The 15,755-nt window shown below is 44.9% G+C and carries 13 protein-coding genes; 7 read left to right on the forward strand and 6 right to left on the reverse strand.

Annotated elements, in window-relative coordinates; genetic code table 11:
• Nucleotides 1-454 precede the first annotated feature (454 nt).
• From HGO26_RS16325 to gmk, 4 genes are read right to left on the reverse strand one after another with little or no spacing between them, the layout of a single operon-like run.
• A complete protein-coding gene (locus HGO26_RS16325) occupies nucleotides 455-838 on the reverse strand; it encodes a RidA family protein (protein ID WP_105251160.1) in 384 nt (127 codons plus the stop codon).
• Nucleotides 839-863: 25 nt separating this feature from the next.
• On the reverse strand, nucleotides 864-2,969 hold the full coding sequence (gene spoT, locus HGO26_RS16330) for a bifunctional GTP diphosphokinase/guanosine-3',5'-bis pyrophosphate 3'-pyrophosphohydrolase (protein WP_105251161.1): 2,106 nt from the start codon (nucleotides 2,967-2,969) through the stop codon (nucleotides 864-866).
• A gap of 42 nt (nucleotides 2,970-3,011) precedes the next feature.
• A complete protein-coding gene (rpoZ, locus tag HGO26_RS16335) occupies nucleotides 3,012-3,290 on the reverse strand; it encodes a DNA-directed RNA polymerase subunit omega (protein WP_007651394.1) in 279 nt (92 codons plus the stop codon).
• A 58-nt stretch (nucleotides 3,291-3,348) separates the two neighbouring features.
• Nucleotides 3,349-3,972 (reverse strand): guanylate kinase, encoded by a 624-nt coding sequence (gene gmk, locus HGO26_RS16340; RefSeq protein WP_105251162.1) that lies wholly within the window; start codon nucleotides 3,970-3,972, stop codon nucleotides 3,349-3,351.
• A gap of 252 nt (nucleotides 3,973-4,224) precedes the next feature.
• On the opposite strand from gmk, the gene HGO26_RS16345 reads away from it, so the two are divergent.
• The 3 genes from HGO26_RS16345 to HGO26_RS16355 all read left to right on the forward strand — a co-directional run bounded on the left by HGO26_RS16345 (nucleotide 4,225) and on the right by HGO26_RS16355 (nucleotide 8,017).
• Nucleotides 4,225-5,922 carry a hypothetical protein gene (locus HGO26_RS16345; RefSeq protein ID WP_168826529.1) on the forward strand — a complete coding sequence of 566 codons (1,698 nt, stop codon included), beginning with the start codon at nucleotides 4,225-4,227 and terminating at the stop codon, nucleotides 5,920-5,922.
• A 165-nt stretch (nucleotides 5,923-6,087) separates the two neighbouring features.
• Complete coding sequence (locus HGO26_RS16350) at nucleotides 6,088-6,960, forward strand: NTP transferase domain-containing protein (protein WP_168826531.1); 873 nt, start codon at nucleotides 6,088-6,090, stop codon at nucleotides 6,958-6,960.
• Nucleotides 6,953-8,017 carry a phosphotransferase enzyme family protein gene (locus HGO26_RS16355; protein WP_168826533.1) on the forward strand — a complete coding sequence of 355 codons (1,065 nt, stop codon included), beginning with the start codon at nucleotides 6,953-6,955 and terminating at the stop codon, nucleotides 8,015-8,017. The genes HGO26_RS16350 and HGO26_RS16355 overlap by 8 nt, the downstream gene beginning before the upstream one ends.
• A gap of 53 nt (nucleotides 8,018-8,070) precedes the next feature.
• Here the strand turns inward: HGO26_RS16355 and HGO26_RS16360 are convergent, their stop codons facing one another.
• A complete protein-coding gene (locus HGO26_RS16360; protein WP_168826535.1) occupies nucleotides 8,071-8,934 on the reverse strand; it encodes a sulfotransferase in 864 nt (287 codons plus the stop codon).
• Between the two features lie 591 nt (nucleotides 8,935-9,525).
• Here HGO26_RS16360 and HGO26_RS16365 point away from each other — a divergent pair.
• The 4 genes from HGO26_RS16365 to HGO26_RS16380 are packed head-to-tail and all read left to right on the forward strand — an operon-like array spanning nucleotide 9,526 to nucleotide 15,358.
• Complete coding sequence (locus HGO26_RS16365; RefSeq protein ID WP_168826537.1) at nucleotides 9,526-9,858, forward strand: HVO_A0114 family putative DNA-binding protein; 333 nt, start codon at nucleotides 9,526-9,528, stop codon at nucleotides 9,856-9,858.
• Nucleotides 9,848-11,098, forward strand: coding sequence for a DNA cytosine methyltransferase (locus HGO26_RS16370; RefSeq protein ID WP_168826539.1), 1,251 nt, complete (start codon nucleotides 9,848-9,850; stop codon nucleotides 11,096-11,098). Before HGO26_RS16365 ends, HGO26_RS16370 begins: the two co-directional genes overlap by 11 nt.
• 9 nt (nucleotides 11,099-11,107) lie before the next feature.
• On the forward strand, nucleotides 11,108-12,997 hold the full coding sequence (locus tag HGO26_RS22390) for an McrB family protein (RefSeq protein WP_247651573.1): 1,890 nt from the start codon (nucleotides 11,108-11,110) through the stop codon (nucleotides 12,995-12,997).
• Nucleotides 12,998-13,027: 30 nt separating this feature from the next.
• Nucleotides 13,028-15,358 carry a DUF2357 domain-containing protein gene (locus HGO26_RS16380; protein ID WP_168826541.1) on the forward strand — a complete coding sequence of 777 codons (2,331 nt, stop codon included), beginning with the start codon at nucleotides 13,028-13,030 and terminating at the stop codon, nucleotides 15,356-15,358.
• Here the strand turns inward: HGO26_RS16380 and HGO26_RS16385 are convergent.
• Nucleotides 15,341-15,700, reverse strand: coding sequence for a hypothetical protein (locus HGO26_RS16385; RefSeq protein ID WP_168826543.1), 360 nt, complete (start codon nucleotides 15,698-15,700; stop codon nucleotides 15,341-15,343). The two genes, HGO26_RS16380 and HGO26_RS16385, sit on opposite strands and share 18 nt — an antisense overlap.
• Nucleotides 15,701-15,755 lie beyond the last annotated feature (55 nt).

Raw genomic sequence — 15,755 nt, forward strand, 5'->3', positions numbered from 1 at the left:
GTTTTGTGAGCTCGCGCAAATAGTTTACAAGATTGTAAAATATGAGAATGGAGCGCAAAGCCTACAAGTTGAGTGTTATACCAATCGTATTAAATATCTGTTCATTCAGCGGGAGTTCAACGCGCTTTAGACAAGGCGAAGGCTTGAAGGCATAGTGGTGCTCTGTCGAAAGCCTTAAACGCAGTATAAAGCGCGTTGCCATGTAGTAAACATCAGCCGCCCTTCGGGAGCCACACTGGCATCCCACTCCGGTGTTGCATTGACTTAAAAGGGAATAACCATTTCTGCGTCAATGCGCCTTGGATTGAAATGCCTGTGAGGCTCTGAACTGATTAGATATTTAATGTGATTGGTATGAAAGCAAGATGAAGAGAGTGGCGAGCGGGGGGGATTGTGTTGGCAACAAAAAGGCGCCGTAGCGCCTTTTTGTTTATAGAAGGTGAAATGCTAGCGCTTACAGCTCCATCACGCCGTCCATTTCAACTTGAGAATCCTTCGGCAATTGCTTCACGCCGATAGCAGCACGGGCAGGGTATGGCTGGCTGAAGTAACGGCTCATGATTTCATTCACTTTAGCGAAGTGGCTTAAATCAATCAGGAAGATGTTGAGCTTAACGATATCGTTGATTGAACCACCCGCAGCAGCACAAACCGCCGTTAGGTTTTCAAATACTTGCACGACTTGTGCTTCAAAATCATCGCTGACAATTTGCATTGTGCTTGGCACGAGCGGGATCTGGCCAGATAAATACACTGTGCTGCCGACTTTAACCGCTTGTGAATACGTGCCTATGGCCGCTGGGGCGTTTTCGGTCGCTATGATGATTTTTTCTGCCATGACGCTCTCTTTAGTGTTGAGTTAATTAACGGTTACGGGACGTGCGCAGTACTTCGGGCAGTACCCTAATTCGGCGCATCACGTTGGCTAAATGGATCCTGTCTTTCACCGAAATCCGCAGGTTGATCAAATACACGCGACCATCACGTTCTTCAGTGCTGAGGTTGTGAATGTTTGAACCTTCGGCGGCAATGATCGAGGTGATCTTCGCCAGTGCACCTTGGTGGTTAACAATTTCCACCCGCAGATTGGCTTGATAATCAACGCCTTCAACATTATCCCATTGTACGGGAATATACTTGTCTGGCTCGCCTTGATAACCACGAATATTGGCGCAGTTTTCCATGTGTACCACTAAGCCCTTACCTTGGCTCACGTGGGCTATCACGGCATCACCTGGGATAGGGCGGCAACAGTTAGCGAAGGTAACGAGCATGCCTTCGGCGCCACGAATTGGCATCATGTGGCCGTCGCGACTTTCTTGATTCTCAAGATTATCGCCAATCAAACGCTGGGCGATAACAATACTCATGGCATTGCCAAGGCCGATGTCGGCGAGCAGCGAATCGAGCGTCGTATGTTTAGTATCGCGGATCACTTTTTCAATCTGCTCAGGCGCAATGCTATCGAGTTTAGTTTTGCCTAGCGCATGGTTGAGCAGGCGGCGACCAAGCGCAATCGCATCATCACCCTTAAGGCTTTTCAGCACTTGGCGGATTTTAGCGCGAGCTTTACCGGTTACCACAAAGTTCAGCCAAGCGGCATTAGGACGGGCGCCTTTAGCGGTAATGATTTCAACGGTTTGACCTGAAATTAACGGTTGGCTAAGCGGATACGCTTGGCGGTTAACGCGGGCACCGACGCAGGTATTGCCCACATCAGTATGCACTTCGTAGGCAAAGTCTACCGCGGTGGCATTGACGGGTAATTCCAGAATGCGACCTTCAGGGGTGAACACATAAATCTCTTCAGGGAAGAGTTCAGTCTTCACGTTTTCAACGAATTCGAATGAGGTGCTAGCGCTTTGTTGTAGCTCCAACAAGCTTTGCATCCACTTACGGGCACGCACTTGAGTCGTCGTGCCTTGGCCTGTTTGTGCACCGCCTTTGTAGGCCCAGTGTGCTGCTACCCCTTTGTCGGCCATCTGGTCCATATCTTCGGTACGAATTTGGATCTCAACGGGCACGCCATGTGGACCAAATAAAGAGGTATGGAGAGACTGATAACCGTTGGCTTTAGGGATAGCGATATAATCTTTGAAACGACCGGGACGAGGCTTGTACAGTCCATGCATGGCGCCGAGTACGCGATAACAAGTGTCGATGGAATCGACTATCACCCTAAAGGCGTAGATATCCATCACTTCTTGGAATTGCAGTTCTTTACTCTGCATCTTGTTATAGATGGAGTAGAGGTTTTTCTCGCGACCTTTGACTTTTCCTGGAATACCCGCATCGTTTAAGCGCGTATACACAGCGGCTTCGATGCCTTGGATCAATTCTTTGCGATTGCCACGGGCGGCTTTAACGACTTCTTTAAGCACTCGATATCGCATGGGATAATAAGCTTGGAAACCTAAGTCTTCTAACTCTGTCTTGATGTTATGGATACCAAGACGGTTAGCGATGGGCGCGTAGATTTCTAAGGTTTCGCGGGCGATACGGCGACGTTTGTCGGGACGCAGTGCACCTAAGGTACGCATGTTGTGGGTTCTATCGGCAAGCTTGATGAGGATAACGCGGATATCCTGCGTCATCGCCATCATCATTTTACGGAAGTTTTCAGCCTGAGCTTCTTTCTTGTCGCGAAATTTAAGCTTATCGAGTTTTGACACGCCTTCGACGAGTTCGGCCACCGCGACACCGAATAGTTCGGCTAAATCGTCTTTGGTGACATGGGTATCTTCGATGGTGTCATGGAGCAGTGCTGCCATCAGCGTCTCATGATCAAGACGCATGTCAGCAAGGATGCGGGCAACCGCAACCGGATGAGTAATATAAGGTTCGCCACTCGTGCGCATTTGCCCTTCGTGGGCATCGCGCGCAATCTGGTACGCCTGCTTGAGCAATTCTACCTGTTCAGGTTCTAAGTAACCGGAAGCAGACTCCTTTAGACCTTCAAACAGATACAAGTGGCAGCTCTCCTTTTACCTAAATAGGTTTTTACTCAAAAACTATAATGAACGACCTTCAGCAATGGCTGCAACCGCTGCAATTTCAGCGGCTTCACGTTCACGTACCGTTTGACGCTCATCGGCATCTAAGGTGTGAGCATTAACTAAACCTAGTTCGATTTCACGCAGGGCGATAACCGTGGGTTTGTCGTTCATCTCTTCAACCATAGGGTCTTTACCCTGCACGGCGATTTGGCGAGCACGACGCGCCGCAACCAAGATCATATCAAAACGGTTGCCGATTTGTTCTACGGCGTCTTCTACAGTTACGCGAGCCATGTGTTGAAACTCCAGTTTATCTAGGGAAAAAATGACGCAAAATTGTACACTATGACAGCTATCCTGCCAACAGATCGTGAAGCATATCATTTTGCGCGTGGATCTGACTAGCACCTGTTAAGCGCTGACTGCGAATGATGGCACGCAAATCGGCTAAGGCAGTGTCAAAATCGTCGTTGACGATAATAAAATCATATTCTTTATAGTGGGACATTTCCGATACGGCTTGTGCCATACGGCTGGCGATAACATCGCTACTGTCTTGTCCGCGACCTGTGAGGCGGCGCTCTAGCTCGGCTTTCGAGGGTGGTAGAATAAACACACCAACGGCCTCTGGCATCACGGCTTTAACTTGTTCGGCACCTTGCCAGTCGATATCGAGGAAAACATCGATACCTTGGGTGAGCGTATGCTCGATCACATGGCGCGAGGTACCATAGTAATTGCCAAACACTTCTGCCCATTCAAAAAAGGCATTTTCAGCAATTAAGGCTTTGAATTGCTCAACATTAACGAAGTGATAGTGTTGACCATCAACTTCACCTGGGCGTGGTGCGCGGGTGGTATGAGATACCGAAACCTGCATGTCGGCTGGCTTGTCTTTAAGCAAGGCTGAAATCAACGAGGATTTACCTGCGCCACTTGGCGCCGACACAATAAATAAATTTCCGCGTGCGGTCATGAGCTAAATATCCAATGGGTTAACGCAAGAAGGGCCCAGAAAGCCGAGCATTATACCGATTTTGACCATAGAAATACTAGGGCTTGTTGGCTGGCAATTTAAGCCTATTTTAGATTTACTTCGATATTATGTGCATTTTTATCCGACTTGGGTCGTAGGCACTGACAATTGCGGGTAAATTGGTTACGCTCGTGCGAATAAGGCAATGAGTGTCTTTTTGTATCTCGTTTTTACAACAATAAAGGAAGGGTCGTGCTGTTAAAATCTCTTTTCTGCCTTCACGGGCGTGATTCTCGTCCCCGTTTTGTCGCAATCAGTGTTGGCGTTTACGTCTGTATTGCATTTGCCGCCGCTGCTTTTGGGGCTAATTTTCTGATGTATTTGCTGGCATTGTTGGGTCTACCTTTATTAGGGCTCACCAGCTTGCGTCGTTTGGCCGATGCCGATAAGTCAAAAGGCTTGATTGGCGTATTTCTATTGCCGTTAATAATTTTCATCGGCCTGTTAGCGGCCGATGTGCATATTGCCTTAATTGGATTGAGTTTAGTGTTAGCCGCGGGACTGACATTTTGGGGCTGGCGCTTTCCTGCACCAACGATAGTGGATTATCGCTACGGTTATTTCGGTCCTGAGCTGGATGCACCAACATCACAGGCAATGCCTAGGCGCCGTGTGGAACCGACTATCGTTCCTAAAACCATCGCACCTAAAACCATAGATCCTAATACTATAGACCCTAAAGCCATGGCATCTAAAACTGCCATAGATCCTAACATCATTGACCCTAAACCTATTGTTGCTCAAGACGTTGCCGTAAGACAATCGGCAAAATCTACCTCTCACATTCAAGCACAACCTCAAGCTGAAAGGCATGAGCCGCATGTTGATCAGCTTCATGCCCAAACCATTAGTGCTGAGACTGTGTCTGAGCCAGAGGTCGATTTGTCTACCCATGTTGAATCTGTTTTAACATCGCCGAGGGTTGAGCCGAGTGTTAGCGCGGCGGAGGCAGAGCGAGAGGCGTTGCGTCAAGATGAGCTGCGCTTTGATGCGTTAACTCGAATGACGCAGAATCCTGCCGATTTTGTGATACCAGACAGCCATGCGGATTTCCGTCCTGCTAATACTAGCCGCGTTGAACAGACCCACATTGAGTTGATTGATGTCGATGTGGACAATGTTGATTTGAAACATGTCGACTTTACTGCGGCGCAATTAGATCCTGCCGAGCGTAGTGTTGAACCCGGTTGGCGTTTTACCGCCGAAGAAGATGACGAGCCTGACAGCTTTAACGATAGAGATCATGCCGAAGAAGTGCGTCAGCGCCGCGCCGAAGCAAAAGATTCTGGTTCGATGACTGAGCTATTTCGCGGTTTATTTGAGTTTTTGGCGCCACTAAAGCGTTTTTTGGTGTTGCCTAAGATTAAACTGCCGAAAGTGGAACGCCGTTATTGGCGCCCAGCAGGAATTGGCTGTTGCGTGGTGCTCTTGATTGCCTTGGTGTGGGGCCTTTGGCCAAATGGCGACGCAGAAACGGGTGATGGTGCAGAAGTTGTCACGGTTAACGCGATTGCGCCCTATGCGGGTGAGCGGGTGACGCTCGCGTTACCGGACGGTTTTTCTGTGGCGCTGGAGGATGACATCTTGATCATGCGTTGGCTCGGTGAGAAAGGTAAAGCACAAAACCTGTGGTCCTTAGCGACGGCAAAGGGAGATAAAACTTGCAGCGTCTTATCCTTTAACAATGGCACTGACTATCGCCCTGTGACTGTGGATCTGAAAGCGGATTCCGCTTCAGAGGCGCGATTCTCACCACTCGACACTCAGGCCATCATTATTGACCTCGCCCGTCGAGGTAATATTAGCCTGTGTGGTTATAAGTTCAGTCTTAAGGGCAGCCAAGCGATATTGGAACAAAATCGCACCTTTGGCGATTATATTGCTCGTTAAAAAGTCTGCTGCTAAGTCGATAAAAATTCTGCTTAAATGCTAGTCACAATTAGAGGGGTAGATTACACTTTTGCTCCTCTTTTTCTCAAACCGTACTTTAGGTTGTTTAGGTCACTGCGGTTTGGGGAAACATCTTTAAATTTGAACTGAATATATCAATCCAGCATGAATACAGAATTGACCTTAGTCATTATGGCTGCGGGGCTAGGTAGTCGTTTCGGCGGCGATAAGCAATTGGCGGCACTCGGCCCCGCGGGTGAACCCATGTTGGTGCTATCAATCATGTCGGCCATTCGCAGTGGTTTTCAGCGTGCTGTGCTGGTGATCCGTCCAGAGTTAGAAAGTGAATTAACTGAGATCCTGACACGATTTTTGCCAGCCGATTTTGAATATCATTTTTGCTATCAAGTCTTAACGGATTTACCCGAAGCGGCGCAGTTGGCGGAACTTAGCCACAGGCTTAAACCTTGGGGGACGGCCCATGCACTCTGGAGTGCGCGCCATCTTGTTAAAGGGCCAATGGCCGTTATCAATGCCGATGATTTTTATGGTGATAGCGCTTTTGCTTCCTTAGCCAAAGGCTTAAGCATGAGGCCAACTGAGTGGATGATGGTGGCCTATCCCATAGAACTCACGTTGTCGGAACACGGTGGTGTTAACCGTGGTCTGTGTCAGGTTGAAAATGGTCAGCTTAAATCGGTCGCCGAATGGCTCAATATCGCCGAGCAAGCAGGCCATTTAATGGGTGATGGCCCACAGGGTCATGCTAATTTGCCGGCGCACTCCTTGGTCTCTATGACATGCTGGGGCTTCTCCCCAAACATATTTGATGTTATTAAACGTGAATTAACCGAATTTATCGGGCAACAGGGTCAACAACCTAAGTCTGAATGCTATTTACCCGCCATAGTACAAGCGGGAATTGAGCAAGGTTTGCCTGTGTATGTCGATGTTGCCTGTGAGCCATGGCTTGGCGTGACTTATCCGCAGGACACTGTCTGGGTAAAACAAAAATTAACGGAGTTATTGAGTGATTAAACTCATCAGGCAGTCAGTGTTGCCTCATTTTGGTATTGAATCTGCCGAGGCGAAAATTTCTGCCCTCGGTAATGGCCACATCAATGACACCCTTTTAGTGCGCTGGCCTGCGGGCGAATTGGTATTGCAGCGAATTAACACTGAGGTATTTAAAACACCCAACGCTTTGGTCTGCAATGCCGATAAAATTAGCCATCATTTATGCGCTAAGTCATTACAGCAACAATACGGCCTTAAAGTCGTTAGCCCATGTTTAACCCAAGAGGGTGAGCTGGCTATCGATTTAGGCGAGCAAGGATTTTGGCGTGCGATCAGTTACTTGCCCCATAGTCTTAGCATTGAAGTGGTTAAGTCGGAACAAGAAGCGGAAATGGCGGCTAAGGCCTTTGGGCATTTTGCCTCTGCCTTGAGTGATTTTGATGCGACAGAGCTTGAAGATGTGATCCCTCAATTTCACCATTTACCGGGACGCATGGCCTTACTAAAGCAGGCCGCTGAACTCGATAGTCAACATCGCTTAGCGCTCTGCCGTCATTGGGTCGATTACGCGTTATCTCAGCAGGCTTTGCTGGATGAACTTGCAGAAATATCGCCAAAGCTGCCGCTACGAATTTGTCATAACGACACTAAAATTAATAACATGCTTTTCGATAAACGCGACATGTCCAGCATGGCGATTATCGATTTAGATACCTGTATGAAAGGTCATCTGATGTATGACTTCGGCGACATGGTACGCACTTTCTGCTCGCCAGAGGAGGAAGACTCTACGGCCTTGGATAAAGTCCAAGTTCGCCAAGACATCTTCGCCGCGATTTGCCGTGGCTACTTGAGCGAGTTGGGTGACGTTTTAACGGAAGACGAAAAGCGCAGTCTGTGGCTCGGTGCTCGGGTGATTTGTTTGATGATAGGTGTGCGTTTTTTAACGGATTATCTTAACGGTGATGTGTATTTCCACATCCACCGCGAAGGCCATAATTTAGACCGCGCCGCCAACCAGTTTACCTTGTACCAAAGCTTGCTCGACCAAGAGGCTGTGCTTAAAGCTAATTTTTAATTCAGCGCTTGGATATCTGTGCATTGGTATTTGTGTACTGATCCAATGCATTGTTAAAGCGTGTAGTCGAAAAACTTACGGCTTTGTGGGCCTGCGCTATTGGTGTTGACCTTGTTGGGGTGTTTATATTCGCCCCAACTTGCCACGTTGCGGCCCACGTTAAGTTTAGGGAAACTCAGCGGCTCGCTTAAACCTAATGTAACATCGCTATTCTTCGCGTTTGCTTCTATTCCCAAAAATTGCAGTAACTGACTTAAGCTTCCTGCATGGCTAACATCGATTGAAATAAAGTCTTCCCTCCCATTAAAGTAAGCGAACACTTCTTGCTGATGCTTTTGATAACAAGCAATTAAGTGCTCACTGCTGGCAGGTTCCGCCACTTTATCTATGGCGAAAGTATGCCTAAAACTGCGCTTTAATATTGGATGGAAGCGGCCCGTTTTTTCATCCAAATGGGGCGCCATTTTACCAAGTAACATCTGCATTGAAGGCAACCAAGTATTGATATCGCGGTCGAGATAGACAAACACAGCCTCGGGAAATAATAAATCCAACTGCTGATAATCGCTGAAACAAGGCGTGTCAGACACTGCATCGGCCAGCATAAATGCCTGTTTAGTAAAGGCCATGTGCGCCACTTTTAGCCCTTGCTCCAACAGCGCCACACTCACACTCGTGGTGCCCGTACGTGGCAAACCTATGATAAAAACCTTCTGTTTTTGCTCGGCAACAACCGACTCATGCTTAATTGCATTTGGCTCGACTGCACTAGGCTTGGTTGCATTCGGCGCGAGTAAGCTTAGCCTGATTTCATTTGGTTTAGTCGAATCGCACTGTGGCTGATTGAGCTGCACATCTGCACGATGTTTATGCCCTTGAGAATCGGGAAGGGTGGCAATAGTTGCGTTATCAGGCATGGATTTGGCTCGGCATTCTTGTCAGCGTGGTCGCGATGGGTAGGTAAATTGGGGTTTAACATTAGCGTTTTATCAACGTTGGCAGTATATCGCAGTGCACAGGTTTTGGCAGCGCAAAGCTGGCGTTGCGTCGGTATTGGGTTGTAGAGGCAATCAACAGCATAAATCCCTTTATGCTAGAAGCAGTTGGGCAAGGTGAGGCGATTACTTGTATTATTTGCCTCATTTTGTGAGGCGAATAGGTTTGTTAATTGACTCATTGTGTGATGCTCATAATGCTGTTCTTACTTGGGGCATGTAGAAAATCAGTGGGTTGATGGTTACCTATACCCTCAGAAAGCTGCCAAGGTTGGCGTAAACGGAAAATCACCTTGCGCTACTATCAGCAGTTGATAAGATATGCCGCTTATGTATAAGCGTACAGTCTTTTGATTGGCAAAGCGCTTTCGATACACTCATAGACTCTGGGGCGTTGAGCTTTAAATGAAGGCCTCAGTAAATGAAAACGCAACGAGTGTAAAAAGTGAATGAGTGCCGCTTATGTAGGGAATCAAGCGAGCACAGTATTCGAGTAAGCTATCCGAGTAAACAATGAAAAACGTCAAACAATCGCGTTGCGTAATAGGCATTAAAGGTCAAATGCCCGATCCCGATTTCCCTGTTGATATCTGGTTCGATTCGCTTAAATCGGTTGCCAATGTGCTATCAAAAGAAAACCAGCAGCTGCTAAAAGTGATTGCCGAGCAAGAGCCGCAATCGGTTACTAAATTGGCCGCGCTTACAGGACGAGCGGTAAGTAATGTGTCGAGAACACTGAAAACATTGGGCAAGTACAACTTAGTTGAAATGCAAAGCACAAAAACCATGCTTCGCCCTAAAGTCATCCATCAAGAATTTATAGTAGTAGTTAATAATGAACAATAAAACCAACGTCCTTCTACAAGCCGAAGTACTTATTAAGCCAGTAGCACTTGAGCATGTTCCACAAGGCAGTGACGTTGAAGCGGTAATTGATCAATGGTTACATGCCATTGCAACCGATAGCCAGTTTTACTGTAATCCTAAATTAGCAAAGCCAGAACAGCTCAAAAAAGTCGTAATAAGCCAGTTACAAAAAAATGGTTTATACACAACGCGAGACGCATTTTTTAATGAAGTGTTCGGAACGCTAAAGTTAAAGCCCGATTTTGACAGTCAATTTCGCTTTATCGACTTATTTGCGGGGATCGGTGGCGTAAGGCTCGGTTTTCAACAAAATGGCGGTGTTTGTGTATTTTCTTCAGAATTTGATAAGCATGCTCAGCAAACCTACAAAAATAATCATGGCGAGGTTCCATTTGGTGATATTACAAAGATCCCCGCAAGTGAAATCCCTGAACACGACGTTCTTTTGGCTGGCTTCCCATGTCAACCATTTTCGCATGCAGGTCTTAAACTAGGGATTGAAGATACCCGAGGCACTCTATTTCATGACATAGCCAACATTCTAGAAACGAAAAAGCCTAAGTTTGCACTGCTAGAAAATGTGAAGGGGTTAATTAGCCATGATAAAGGTTACACGCTCAAAGTAATTTTAAAAATGCTAACCAAGATAGGATATAGCTGTAATATTCCGAAAAATGTTATTGAGCATGGATCTACAAAGGAAATTCAAACCTTAGCCAAAGAAATGGTTCTTAAATCAGTGGACTTTGGAATTCCTCAGAATAGACAGCGCATCTATATTGTTTTATGGCGTGATGGCGAGGTTGATAAGTTTGAATATCCAAAACCACTAGGCATTGAAGTTAAAGTTGGTGACAAGTTAGAGGAAAATCCAGATCCTAAATTAACTATTTCGGATAGGCTATGGGAAGGTCATCAACGTAGAAAAATTGAAAACAAAAAAAATGGCAAAGGCTTTGGTTTTGGCTTAGTTACAGAAGAATCACCTTACACCAATACTATCTCAGCAAGATATTACAAAGATGGTAGCGAAGTTTTGATTGATCAGGTTGGAAAGAACCCTAGGAAGATTAGTCCAAGAGAGGCTGCTCGATTACAGGGTTTTCCTGATGAATTTGAGCCTAGCTCTTCAAAAGTTCAAGCATATAAACAGTTTGGAAATAGTGTTACTGTTGATGTTATTAGCGCAATAGCAAATTGCATATCAGAATATCTATAAGGATGCTTAATGTTAATCGATTTAAGGAAATATAGTGGTAACAGCTCTTACGTTGTAGTGAATACCAATACTCTGAAAGAAATTAAGCTACCTGCAAATCTTAGGGATAAGATAGAAGGACGAATTTTAGCAGGAAAACTTACTGTTAATCCTTACACTGCATTTTCTAATACAAGTGCAACAAATTACGCTGTAATGCCAAATCAGATTTTTCGATTTGCTTGTGAAATTTATGATGCTGCTTTCGATGTTATGGCTTACTTTAACGTTTTGGATGAAATTAGAACATCAATAAATTTGACAGACCTATTTTCTGAAAATGTAGAAGAGATTGAAGCAAAATTACTGGCTTTAGGTTTACTAGATGAATACGATGTTAAACTACTTGCTCAATTTATCTCTTTTCCAAAGAAAAAAGGCGAAAAAAACGAATATAGACTTGGTGGAAAATCAATCTTTAATAAAAGTGATGCTGGGAAAGTAAGCGTCCGCTCAAATGAGGATTGCTTTGGTTCTATTGTTCTAACTATGGTTAATCTACCAAATTCCTCATCTAGCATTTTTGGTGACTTAGTATATTCGCTTGTACAAAATAAAGATTTATATGATGAAATTCGAACGTATTTCTACACATTATCTAATTCAATACCTTCAGAACAAATAACGCGACTAAGTGTTGAAGTTTCCAAACCCTTCCTCCTTCTAGCTGGCATCTCAGGCACAGGTAAAACCCGTTTTGTGCGTGAGCAAGCTAAGGCTACAGGTAGTCTTGCTGAAACCTATTGTTTAACCTCGGTACGTCCCGATTGGCATGAGCCTAGCGATTTGCTGGGATATATTTCGCGCTTAAATGGCGCAGCCGAATATATTACCACCGATGTATTGCAGTTTATCGCTAAAGCATGGCGTGGTATTGCTGATCGTGGCTTAAGTATTGAAGTTCAGGACATTGAAGAACAGGGTAAACGTTTAGTCGTAACCGGTGAGCGTGATGCTCTTGAACAGGTGTTGCCCTATTGGCTGTGTTTGGATGAAATGAACCTAGCCCCTGTCGAGCAGTATTTTGCGGATTACTTATCAGTACTTGAAACCCGTGAATGGCGCTGGGCGGATGACAGTTTTACCTACAGCAGTGATGCGTTATTAAAACCCACCACCATTAACGACGTGGCTGATAAAGATAAACTACGCAAGGAATTGGGTTTTGGCAGCGAAGAATATAACGAGCTGTGGGATATTATTTGCCAATATGGTTTAGGTATTCCATTTAACCTGATGGTAGCAGGTACGGTTAATATGGATGAAACCACTCATGGCTTTTCGCGTAAAGTAATCGATCGAGCATTGAGCTTTGATTTTGGTGAGTTTTTTCCAAATAAAACGGAAGAATTTTTTGCGCCTAAACACAAACCAAAGGCGTTAAGTTATCCGTTATATAGCCAAGCCAAGTTGCCAATGTTTGCATCGGTTACTGCCGATTGTGATGCATCGAAAACTACAGCGTTCTTTAATGCGATCAATGCTGTATTAAAGCAAACCCCATTTGAATTGGCTTTTCGTGCTTTCAATGAGCTTTGTCTCGCTGTGATTAGTTTTTCACCCAAAACGGAGCTTGAATTAACCGCTGTGTTTGACGATTTTTTAATGTGCAAAGTGTTGCCGCGCATTGAAGGCGATGATGACAAACTGGTCGGAAATAGCGAGCAGAATCTATTGGAGCAGCTAGAAACGGTGCTCGCAGATAAATTAGCGAATATTTGGCAGGGGACGCGGCCTGATTTGTTGCGTGAAGTGATCGAGCAGCCTGATGAAACTGTCATGGTGGCCTGTCGCTCTGCGACTAAATTAGTGCGCATGAGAAAACTGCTAGAAAGTGGTTTTACGTCTTTTTGGCCTTAACCTAAACGGATTGTTGGGTGGTATTGATTAATGGCGCAACAAACGCGTGAAACCTTGCATGTAACCCATGATGACTTTGAATTCTATGTTTCTGCGGAAGGGTTAGATAAGCCAAGAAAGCAGCTGGCCAGCACTTATGCGAAGCGCTCATTCAGCCTGCCGACTGAGGATATTGCTGTTTTCGTGGGCGACAAATTGGTGGCAACGGATACAGAAGCCAGCTTGGTTGAGCCATTCTTTTTTGAGAATCGTCAGTATTGGTTTGAAATTGAATTTAAAGACAGCGTTGACATCAATACGGCAGCAGTAAGTCATAAGTACAATCTAATCGAGCAAGGTTTTATGCTCAGCCCGAGACGAAAAATGCTGCAAGCCATGATCAATTTTGGCAATGATATCGGCCGTTGTGCATTTCAAATTAAATATATCGTTGATGGCGTGCATAAATCGGTGCCTGTACAGTTTACCGTGCTGGCAACCAAAATGGTGCAAAGCCAAGATCTTACTCTGATGAACAGGCAGATTGATCAGATTTATCCACTATGGCGATATACCATTAGTAGTAAAACCAGTCAGTCCCAAGGCAAATTGAGCCATAAATCTGAGTCGTTCGAGCTATTTTGGTTAGCGCAATTTGAGCGATTAGTAGTTGATTTTAATCAAGGTATTAATCGAATTCTACATGCGCCACACAATCGTTTGCAGTCTTTTACCCTGCAAAAGCAGCTAGATCGCATTCACAAAAAACTCAGTGCTAAACAGCAAGAACAAGCAAAAGAATTACTTGCTTCAAAACGTCTATCAAGCCGTATGGGGATTGCCCAGCAGCGTCTGAATATTAACACTCCTGAAAATCGCTTTATTAAAATGGTACTAAAGCGAACCCAAGCTAATTTGACGAAATTGATAGCAGGTATTCGCACGAGTAAAGAGGCCAAAGCGTCAGACTCTTTTTTGCAAACTTTAGATGCTTGGCTTGGGCAGGTATCAAAACATGCTAAGCATCAGCTATGGCAAGAGGTTGGGGCGTTTGCAGGGCAAAGTAGTGAGTCAAAGGTGTTACAGCAGGGCGCTGGCTATTCGAAAGTCTATAAAGTGTGGCAACAGTTAAGGCATTATTTAGATAACAATAATGGTGAGGCGCAGTTGTCGATTAAGTCTGTAGCAGATATTTATGAGGTTTGGTGCTTCCTAGAAGTAAAAACCGTGATTGAAAGCTTCGGCTTTCAGTTGCAAGAAAAGAAGTTAAGCAGCTTGAAAAAGGTGCAGTTTGAACGTCAATTTCCTGAAGACATCATGGCTGCTGCTTTTGTTTATTATCGCCAAAGTGATGGCATGATCATTGAGCTTGCCCATGAACCTTCTTTTTCACCAGAAGGGAAAGAAAATCGTACTTGGTCGGCAAATCAGCGCCCTGATATTGTGTTAAGGGTGACACTTGCTAACAGTGAATCATTTTTGATTTTGTTCGATGCTAAGTATCGAATTGATACTAAGCAATTGGGTAAGGAACAAGACGATGTACCAGAAGATGCGATTAATCAAATGCATCGTTACCGTGATGCCATTATTCACCAGCAAAAAATGATGAATGAAAGGCCACTAAAAAGCCGCCCTGTAATGGGAGCATTTGCTTTGTATCCTGGCTTTTTCGACCAAACTACTCAGCAAAATCCTTACGATGAGGCTATTAAAGAGATTGGCATTGGTGCATTTGCTTTATTACCATCAGCGGAATCATCAAATTCGCACAATCAATGGCTGCGAAGCTACTTAACGAATAAGTTAGGTATCAAAACAAGTTACCGAGATCCTCGATCAAATGATTATTACTTTGTTGAGGACTCTGCACGGATAGCGCCATATGGCGGCAATCTGGTTCGTCATTATGGGCTGACAATGGTGGCGCCGATAAATGAGATTGGACGTGATGCTAGTTATTTAACTAAGGCTAAAACAGGTAAATTATTGGGCTATCATACTCAGCTTTTGGCGACTAATCGGCAGAATGTCCATCGTAATATTGTGCGTGAAATTCGCTACCTGTTACTGACAGTACGTGTTAATCCATCAGACCCGAATCAATTGGGTAAATTTCTATATCGTGTTGCGAATGTAAAGTTACTACCAAGGCATGATATTGATCGGCAGTTAACTGGAAAGCTTAGTAATGACAATCACCATTATTGGGTGTTTGATTTTGTTGGTGAGCCTGAAGTGTTAATGACTCCAATCCAAAAACTGTATTCGGAGGATTTCCAATTTAAGCTTACTAAAGCAGAGTATTTGCAACAAATTAGCCATTGGGATGATGTGAAAGAAGCTTATCAGCTCTATACCGACCTAGACTTGAATTGGTAATACTTTGGCATTCAGTTGTAGTTTTATCTGCTCTAGATAATCAATCAGTTCACTTGGCAGTTCAAATTCAAGCTGCAGTGTTGGCTGAGAAGCGGTACGGATTTCTGGGTGTAGATTGTCGCCGTCATTTACGGCTGAAATGATGGTGTAGCGGGGATAATCCTCTTCGCGACAGATGGGGTCGGCATAGTCTACCCAAAGAATAAAGTAGTCGCTTTTTCGTTTGAAATAAAAGCTGGGGCACATGTCATTTTGGTAGCTTTTGTCGATAAGAAATGGGTATTGGCTCAGGTCGAAACCAAGATCGAATTCATAGCCAAATGTTTGATGATAAGCGCTCATATTTCTGCCTTAAATTGCCAGTTAGACTGACTATAATTATAGTTGGGCAGGCTAT

Source organism: Shewanella oncorhynchi, from assembly GCF_012584455.1.
In the GTDB taxonomy this organism is placed as follows: Bacteria; Pseudomonadota; Gammaproteobacteria; order Enterobacterales; family Shewanellaceae; genus Shewanella; species Shewanella oncorhynchi.

Excerpts from the sequence above, each read along its gene's own strand:
- HGO26_RS16325 (WP_105251160.1), bottom strand. The coding sequence starts at position 838 with ATGGCAGAAAAAATCATCATAGCGACCGAAAACGCCCCAGCGGCCATA.
- rpoZ (WP_007651394.1), bottom strand. The coding sequence starts at position 3,290 with ATGGCTCGCGTAACTGTAGAAGACGCCGTAGAACAAATCGGCAACCGT.
- gmk (WP_105251162.1), bottom strand. The coding sequence starts at position 3,972 with ATGACCGCACGCGGAAATTTATTTATTGTGTCGGCGCCAAGTGGCGCA.
- HGO26_RS16350 (WP_168826531.1), top strand. The coding sequence starts at position 6,088 with ATGAATACAGAATTGACCTTAGTCATTATGGCTGCGGGGCTAGGTAGT.
- HGO26_RS16360 (WP_168826535.1), bottom strand. The coding sequence starts at position 8,934 with ATGCCTGATAACGCAACTATTGCCACCCTTCCCGATTCTCAAGGGCAT.
- HGO26_RS16365 (WP_168826537.1), top strand. The coding sequence starts at position 9,526 with ATGAAAAACGTCAAACAATCGCGTTGCGTAATAGGCATTAAAGGTCAA.
- HGO26_RS16370 (WP_168826539.1), top strand. The coding sequence starts at position 9,848 with ATGAACAATAAAACCAACGTCCTTCTACAAGCCGAAGTACTTATTAAG.
- HGO26_RS22390 (WP_247651573.1), top strand. The coding sequence starts at position 11,108 with ATGTTAATCGATTTAAGGAAATATAGTGGTAACAGCTCTTACGTTGTA.
- HGO26_RS16380 (WP_168826541.1), top strand. The coding sequence starts at position 13,028 with ATGGCGCAACAAACGCGTGAAACCTTGCATGTAACCCATGATGACTTT.
- HGO26_RS16385 (WP_168826543.1), bottom strand. The coding sequence starts at position 15,700 with ATGAGCGCTTATCATCAAACATTTGGCTATGAATTCGATCTTGGTTTC.